The organism is Okeania sp. SIO2C9 (assembly GCF_010672455.1).
Lineage (GTDB): Bacteria > Cyanobacteriota > Cyanobacteriia > Cyanobacteriales > Microcoleaceae > Okeania.
The window spans coordinates 37723-45475 of the sequence record NZ_JAAHGO010000072.1 but is presented as its reverse complement, the minus strand read 5'-3'; the positions used below and the strand labels follow the sequence as shown (position 1 = coordinate 45475).

Sequence of the window (7753 nt, the reverse complement as noted above, 5' to 3'; positions counted from 1 at the left end):
CATCTCCCCATCTCCCCATCTCCCCATCTCCCCATCTCCCCATCTCCCCATCTCCCCATCTCCCCATCTCCCCATCTCCCCATCTCCCCATCTCCCCATCTCCCCATCTCCCCATCTCCCCATCTCCACACTCTCCCCTACTCCCATTCTGGACCCATTAACTTACCTCTTAATTGCCATTTACCTAGCTTGGGGTCATCAACTTCTAGCAACCCACTGTACAACCCTTGTTTGGTGTATGGACTCTCTAAAACAGGCCAATTTTTTAAAATTCTTTTTTCCCCATTAACTACTGCGTCCCCAATAGCACCATCTTGCTGATATGTCATAACTATGCGATCGCCAGCTAAACTCAAATAACTCAAACGCCCTTGACTCTCCCATTCGCTATCATCAACGAGAGTTTTATCCAAGGCCTGTTTTAAACTTTCAACATCTCCAATATCAGCTACTCTTGCTACATCAGTAACCCAAGCTGTCCTTTTTCCTTTAGCAACCATTGCTTGATATTCTTTATATTTCCGAGATAACGGTTGTAAACTTACCTCACCTGACCAAGGTCTAGCACATAGCCAAATATTTTCAATACGCCAAATATACCAATTTTTATATTTTTTCGGTTCACCATAACGTTTTGGCAAGACTAAATGCGACTGTGCTGGCACTCCTGCTTGCAAATCTCGATCGCTAAGAATTAACTGAAATATTACTGCTCCCTTTTGCTGAACATATTGATCGCCAGGACTACGTCCAGTTGCTTGGGGTCCATGATAAGTGCCACCTAAACCTACTACTGCGTTATTAATGCCTTCAGGGTCGCGCACTACTAATTTATAAGTAACATACTGGGCATTAATTGTACCCTCAACTTGATAACTGCGGGTAGGCTCTAATAAAGTACCTAAACTATAGTCTTCAGTTATATAGAATTTTTCCCATAAGCGGTTTCCTTGGGAGTAACTGTAGTAAATTGGATGACTTGCTCTAAGCTGAAATGGTAATGGCACTTGTTTACGAGCTAGTGCCCGCAGATGTTCTGGAGGACGATATGTGCTTAGAGCTGCTGGCAATGCTAACCTAGCAGTACCATCTCCCATCTTTTCTGCAGCTTCAGTGCCTTCTCCCCACCACATCCATGCTAATGCACTTAACCCACTATTCCAGGTACGGCGATCAAAACCCCTACTTTCGGCACCTCCAGCAGTCCCCCAACTTAGTCTTATTGCCATATTAGCTGCATACCAATCTAGTAAACCTTTTGCCAGTTTTTTTAATTCTGGGTCGCGAGCAAAATCATAGATATTAAGTAATCCACCAATACTATATCCATAATAAACTGAAGAATGAAATTCTCCTTGTCCAATAGTTAAAAATTTATTCAGTTCTGCTCGCAACCATGCCTCATTTGTAGCTTCACTTGCTGGGTCTTCTACAGGCCAACCACTTCCATTCATCAATGCTAAACCGGATGCACGATGCATAAACATATGATTTTCTGTTCCAGTTTTTATCCAGTTGAAGACTTTCGGTCGTTGTAGTTGATTTTTGTAAGATGCTAATACATCAGATGGCATTTTCTCTCGAAATAAAAAGAAAATTCGTACATCTAAATAGCTACGGAAGTGATAAAGGCTTGGTTTATCTTTATCTAGTTCGAATAAAATTTTCCAGGTTTTTTCTTGATTATAAAGTTCTCCTATTTGTGTATCTTCTAAACTTAATCTGGCTAAAATTACTGGCAGTAGATATTTATGAGGGTCTCCAATTTTTCTTGGTCTCCACCAACTATCTAGTTCTTCTAAGTCTACGGCTGCTAGTTTCTTACGAATTGCCAAACTTCTTGCTTGAAATTTACTTTCTTCTTCTACAGTATTTGGTTGTAACAATGTTGTATTGTTTTTGTCATCTAATTTCTGTATTTTTGGGCTGTTTTTTTGACATCCTAAGATTATGAAATTTAATAGTATAGTGGTTATTATTACTATGGTAATATAATCTTTTTGCTGATTTTTCATATACTTTTAAATTTTTACTTAAAGTATTTTTTTAAATGCCATTTGCTTGATTTATCAATACTTTTGAATGTTATATAATACTTAATATTTGTACAGTGGCAATAGTAACAGTTAATATTAATTATTGATTAAGTATAATATTCAAATTCTTGGTTATATGATATAATTGCTCCCTTAATTATGGTGATCAAGTATCTTTTTTCAAAAGAATCTGGCAACCATTGATTAATATGATTATTCTTAATATCTTATACTATTTTTTTGTAACCATGGATTGAAGAATTTTTTCTATGACCTTATTCTGCTAATAATTATTCTCTTTTATAGAGTGTAACTTCATAGAAAAATGGCAGAAATTACAGAATTATGCCTTAACTATGGTGACATAAGTCACGAATTTTCTAGATAAATATCACTTAGAATAAAGTTATTTATCACAGTTATTAATTGTTAAATCGAGAATACTATAAACAGTATATTATGATGAACTGCTATGAACTATCAAGCCCTTTTACCAGAAGTAATTATTGCAGAGTTAGTATTCCAAGTCTATCGATCTGGTATTTTGACTAAAGAACACAGAAAACAACTCAGAAGTTTATTTTTATACCATAATTTGAGTGAAGAAGATACAACAGCTATTAATCGATTACTTCATGCGATTCGGCGTGGATGGCTGAGGATAGCAGATTGATATTTTTGCTATTCAGCTTGGCTAATAATAAAATTTATTTTTTTAAAAAATACCCCTTTTCTAAATTATTTGAAAGATATAACATACTTTTACCTTTAAATAACACAAAAATTTCAGCTTGTAGAAAATTAGTATAGGATTTCTTAAGAAGTGTGAGAGACAACGGAAGAGCGATACTTATCCTAAACTATATCAAAAAATTATTTCATAACATATAATTATTGTGGCTTGAAATACAAGTGACAGTTTTAGGTAAAATTAAAACTATCCTATCTTTAGGTTATCACTATTATTTTAAAGTTCAAAAATGAGCAATCTTTACATCTCTTGGTTAGACTATCATCAAAAAATTGAGTATCTAGCAGCAAAAATTTATCAATCTCAATGGCAGTTCAATCAAATTGTTTGTTTGGCTAGAGGAGGATTACGAGTAGGAGATATTTTGTCTCGCATTTTTAAAAAACCTTTAGCGATTCTAGCTACTTCCTCTTATGGTGGTATTAAAGGCCAGGAACAGGGTAAGATGATCATAGGAAAAAATTTAACTATGACTACATATCGTTTAGGTAGTCATGTGTTGCTAGCTGATGATCTAGTAGATTCGGGAGTTAGTATAGATAAGTCTATAGCTTGGCTTCAGGATAATTATGGTCAAGAAATTCAGGAACTCAAAACAGCAGTTTTGTGGTATAAGGCTTGTTCTATATTTGAACCTGACTATTATGTTGATTATTTGCCAGATAATCCTTGGGTTCATCAACCGTTTGAAATATATGAACAAATAAGTGCTGCTGATTTAGCTTTTACGTTGACTAAGATGAACATAGATCGGTAGGGGGAGAAAATTATTTGTATATTTAGTTCAAGCATATTTTCTATTCCCTGTTAACAAACCTGGCATTCCCTAGCTCCACTAAATTGTTAAATTAATTTGTGATACTATGTGCGGATGATTAAGTATAATAAAAATATTTGACTGAAGCGATATTGAACGAATATCCTAAATTTTTGCTCCGTTTCCAGTATTCCTTATTGAATTTACACCTACGACCTAACCATCTAAGAACTTTATGATGACTAATTAAGCGGACATTATATTACAGGTACTTGTGGATAGAGATATTTAAGTTTCATTGAATACTTTACTTTTTTTGTAAAGATTTTATAGATGTAGAAAAAAAAATTTATAGTATGTTAGGAAATCCCTAAATTAACTAAACTTGTGATGGCAATTAGAGTATCATATCTAGGCTTAAATAAGTGAACAATTTTAATTGCCTGATTTCAGACTGGGGTTTTATGGTAAAGTTTATTATTAAAATAGTATATATTTATTGAATTTGCTATGTTTGCTCCTAAACTAACCTTGAATATGGTGGAAGGGTCTATATCTTTTGATTTTAGTCCTGAAGCTGCGAAGAATTTACAAAGTGCGATCATTCAATTAATGCAACAATTAAAAACTGCTGCTGGTAGTCCAGGAAAACTAACTCCACAGAAACCCATGGAATATCAGTACACAGGAGATGTCTTTTTAGAAATATTTTGCAATCCTAATATTTGGCCTAGTCCTTTTGCAGCTAAAGTGTTAATTACCTTGAGAGATGAACGTATTAAGATTATTACTGAAGCAGAGCTGACAAGAATTAATGAAGATATTAGTCAATATTTAGAGCAAGTAGGCTGAAAATGTTCAACTTTAGAAAATATACCAAATCTATAGCAAATAAATAATATTATGTTCCCTTGAATAGTTATGATTGAGATAGTAGAAGAGTAGGTAAAATAGTAGAGATGTGGTCTTGAAGTTAGAAGATACGTTTTTTCATCAGGCGCTGATCCGGACATGATATAAGTATTTTGTCAAACTTTTGTAGAGATTTTCCATGGAAAGTCCCTGTACTATCTTTTGGAGATATATAGCAGGAAACAGGGAATAGGCAACAGCGGTGCGACCCCGCGGGGTGCGACAGACAGCAAGGGGTCGAGGGATTGCGTTAGCGTTTGCGTTTGCGCAGCATGACCATAGGAAAGCTCCTATTTCAACAATTAATAATGAATAATGAATAATGAATAATGAATAATTAGCTCTCCTTGAAAAGAAGAGGATTGACAAATTCATGAAAATTTTTCTTTATTATCCCCTTAAAAGGGGAGGCGCATACCCACAATTTTTCGGTAAGAGGCAGCTCCTCTGTAAGAGGTCGCGGCTCTGTCAAGAGCGGGTCTCCTTGCCATATCCATGAGACCAAGAGAGGGAATGCGCACTCCTGTGAGGCGAAATTGGGGAATGCTTTTCCCTGTCTAAGGCTCATCATCAGTATATATTCTAACTAACTCGTTCCTTGCTATACATAATAGACTTGTCGCGAAATAAGAAAAATCTAACTTCATCTTTTGTTCAAATTACAGTTTTCTTCTAGTCTTAATATTTAAGATTAATTATCACATTAATTCAGATAGGTCAAAAATGGAATTAATCACAAATAGCAATGTGCATTGTGAGTATCAACTTTCAAAATTTGATAGCAAAATGGGAATTTGGCCATATTATGGTGTAATAAATTGGTATAAGCATCAAGTAGATTCTCATAGATTAAAAATAGCAATTCAACAAATAGTAGATAGTGTGCCAATTTTGGGAGGGAGATTGGTAAGAAAATTGTTTTCTCCATTAAAAGTTGTATGTAACCCACAAAAATCTGGCATAGGTTTTATCTATATTGATCTAGACGAACAGGAAATAAATATTGATAATTTATTAGATGCAAAAACTTATGTAAAAAATGAATTCAATATTCCCAAAAATTCTTCAGATGCTATTAATAAAGATATTCCATTAGTGTATGTGATTTTGAATCATAATCAAGATTATTGTGGCATAACTCTGCTTATAAATCATCTCATAGCAGATGGTGGAACATATTTTCTATTATTAGAATATCTTTCCCAAGCATACGAAGACCCAGAATATGTTGCTAAATATGAACCATTATTTACAATAGACTTTAATAAAATAGATGATTTTATTGCTGCAAGTTTTAAAAAATTATCATGGCAAGATCAACTTTTAAGTTCAACATCTTTTATTGTTTTTATCTTGAACAGTCTTTTTCAAAATAAGAATAATTGGAGTTATCTTGAATGTATCTTAACAAAAGAAAAGTTAGACCTAATTAAAAGGAAAAATCAAAATCTGCCTAATGAAGAAAGTGCATATAGCACAAACGATGCTTTATTTGAATTTTTGTCAGTTGTTCCTATTAAACGATTTGTTTTTCTTTGTAACTTAAGATATAGAAATGTTGGCATACCAGCAAATTATTTGGGAAATGCTGAAGCCTTCATCTTAGATATAACTAAACCAGAAAATAATTATATGTTAAAACATACTGATGTGAGAAAATCTGTCAATCAACTTCCACGAATATACAGTTTTGTACCTACTTTTGATGGCAAGTACATGGGTCATAATTCATGGGTTAAGTTACAAAATTATTTACCTGGTTTTGGTGGTAAATTAATTCTGCAAAAGTTTTTTGAATTTGACGATATACCAAAAGATTTATTATCATTTGCGGTAAAAGGTTCACTGATATACAGATTGACAAAAAATGAATATTTATTGATATATATCAATTTAAAAAATGTTGTTTCCCAAGTTGAAAAGAAGTTAATAAATTTGGGTGTAGAAGAGATTATTATTAAAACATCGTAATCAAGTAGATAATAATCACAAATTGAAGCTATATCAATTAGGCTTTAAATCCAAATTACAAGTTATCAGAATAAAAATATCTAAACTCGCCCATCTAGAAAATATCATCAAACAACTTTCCACTTGCTTCTGGCTTAGTTATATTACCAATATACCAATATAAGTTTGTTTCTCATCTGCAGCGATCGAGAAATGTCCATTTCACGCTCAATTAACTTACAATTATGAATCCTGATAATCTGACTCAACTACTACAAAAAGGATTTCGTGTCACCTTGGGGGCTACATCCTTTTTCATAGAAACTGTGCAAGACTCTAGTAAGCGAGATGAAAATTTGAATAAATTAAGTAGTGATTTCAATCAACTCACTGAGGAATGGGCTGATAGAGGAGAGATGACTGAGCAAGAAGCCAGGAACTTTGTTGATACAATTTTGAATCAACAAAATAGTCAGGTCAATACTGATAGTACAACGGCTTCTTCAAGTCCTACTTCTACTTCTGGTTTTGTGTCATCAGACGTACAAGAAGATTTGCTGGAGCTAACTCAAGAAATCGCCGGTCTACGAGCTGATTTACAGAAACTTCAGGAGTCAAACTCTCAAAACTGATAATAATACATCACAATATCTTTTTCTGGATAAGTCTTAGCCCTTTATCCAGCTATTAAAAAGTTTTTAATCTCAACGTTGATTGAATACCCGCGTTCTCCTGAGGGCAGTAGCGCCAGTATGTTTGCGTAGCATAGTCCACGAAAAACCAATCAATGTTGTGGTTTTGCCAAAGCGTGTGTTAGAATACATCAGACTTATAGCCTAGCAGTGTCTAGGGGAGCTGTCGGATTAGCGATGTACTGTGGAGCAACCATAAGACCGAAAAGAGGCAAATACCTTGGAGGCAGGTGCATTGTTAGCGCAGCTCCTATGTCAACAGGCAGCAGAAAGCCCTAATCAGCAATGGTGAGAAATCCCACTTTATCGCCCAAGCGAAACGTCGGGAGGATGTTAAAAATAGGATAAATTACAAAACCTAACCCAGCTAATAGTCCAATTTAGCTGAGTTAGTTTTTTTTTTAGTCGTTTTCCCATTTTTCGTTGCCTATTAGGTCAGCAATTCGGTCTCTAAGTAGAAAGTTACATTTTTCCAACTCACCTTCTACACAAGCCCATTCTCTGACAGGAATGTATTGGCAGAGGGTATAAATAGGTTGCTGACGTCCAAGAACTCCTTTTTGTACAAGTTCTTTTGCTTCATCCCTGATGATGTCTAAAGAATATTGAACTGTGGTGTAAGTCATAGTCACCCTTTTTTTTTGCGTAGTTTGAG

The 7753-nt window shown here is 34.4% G+C and carries 7 protein-coding genes; 5 read left to right on the top strand and 2 right to left on the bottom strand.

Annotated features, from left to right (window positions below; translation table 11 throughout):
• Positions 1–137: 137 nt before the first annotated feature.
• Positions 138–2015 (bottom strand): hypothetical protein, encoded by a 1878-nt coding sequence (locus F6K23_RS32495; RefSeq protein ID WP_293163896.1) that lies wholly within the window; start codon positions 2013–2015, stop codon positions 138–140.
• 493 nt (positions 2016–2508) lie between these two features.
• On the opposite strand from F6K23_RS32495, the gene F6K23_RS32490 reads away from it, so the two are divergent.
• The 5 genes from F6K23_RS32490 (at position 2509) to F6K23_RS32470 (ending at position 7038) form a co-directional block, all read left to right on the top strand.
• A complete protein-coding gene (locus tag F6K23_RS32490; RefSeq protein ID WP_293163893.1) occupies positions 2509–2709 on the top strand; it encodes a hypothetical protein in 201 nt (66 codons plus the stop codon).
• A 307-nt stretch (positions 2710–3016) separates the two neighbouring features.
• Positions 3017–3544, top strand: a complete 528-nt coding sequence (locus F6K23_RS32485) for a phosphoribosyltransferase (protein WP_293163890.1) — start codon at positions 3017–3019, stop codon at positions 3542–3544.
• Positions 3545–4054: 510 nt separating this feature from the next.
• Entirely contained in the window at positions 4055–4396 is a 342-nt protein-coding gene (locus tag F6K23_RS32480) for a hypothetical protein (RefSeq protein ID WP_293163887.1), read from the top strand.
• A 783-nt stretch (positions 4397–5179) separates the two neighbouring features.
• Entirely contained in the window at positions 5180–6427 is a 1248-nt protein-coding gene (locus F6K23_RS32475) for a hypothetical protein (protein WP_293163885.1), read from the top strand.
• Between the two features lie 224 nt (positions 6428–6651).
• Positions 6652–7038, top strand: a complete 387-nt coding sequence (locus F6K23_RS32470; RefSeq protein ID WP_293163882.1) for a hypothetical protein — start codon at positions 6652–6654, stop codon at positions 7036–7038.
• Positions 7039–7499: 461 nt separating this feature from the next.
• On the opposite strand, the gene F6K23_RS32465 is transcribed toward F6K23_RS32470, so the two are convergent.
• Positions 7500–7724 carry a DUF4327 family protein gene (locus F6K23_RS32465; protein WP_124147504.1) on the bottom strand — a complete coding sequence of 75 codons (225 nt, stop codon included), beginning with the start codon at positions 7722–7724 and terminating at the stop codon, positions 7500–7502.
• Between the last annotated feature and the right edge of the window lie 29 nt (positions 7725–7753).

Excerpts from the sequence above, each read along its gene's own strand:
- F6K23_RS32475 (WP_293163885.1), top strand. The coding sequence starts at position 5,180 with ATGGAATTAATCACAAATAGCAATGTGCATTGTGAGTATCAACTTTCA.
- F6K23_RS32480 (WP_293163887.1), top strand. The coding sequence starts at position 4,055 with ATGTTTGCTCCTAAACTAACCTTGAATATGGTGGAAGGGTCTATATCT.
- F6K23_RS32485 (WP_293163890.1), top strand. The coding sequence starts at position 3,017 with ATGAGCAATCTTTACATCTCTTGGTTAGACTATCATCAAAAAATTGAG.
- F6K23_RS32490 (WP_293163893.1), top strand. The coding sequence starts at position 2,509 with ATGAACTATCAAGCCCTTTTACCAGAAGTAATTATTGCAGAGTTAGTA.
- F6K23_RS32465 (WP_124147504.1), bottom strand. The coding sequence starts at position 7,724 with ATGACTTACACCACAGTTCAATATTCTTTAGACATCATCAGGGATGAA.
- F6K23_RS32470 (WP_293163882.1), top strand. The coding sequence starts at position 6,652 with ATGAATCCTGATAATCTGACTCAACTACTACAAAAAGGATTTCGTGTC.
- F6K23_RS32495 (WP_293163896.1), bottom strand. The coding sequence starts at position 2,015 with ATGAAAAATCAGCAAAAAGATTATATTACCATAGTAATAATAACCACT.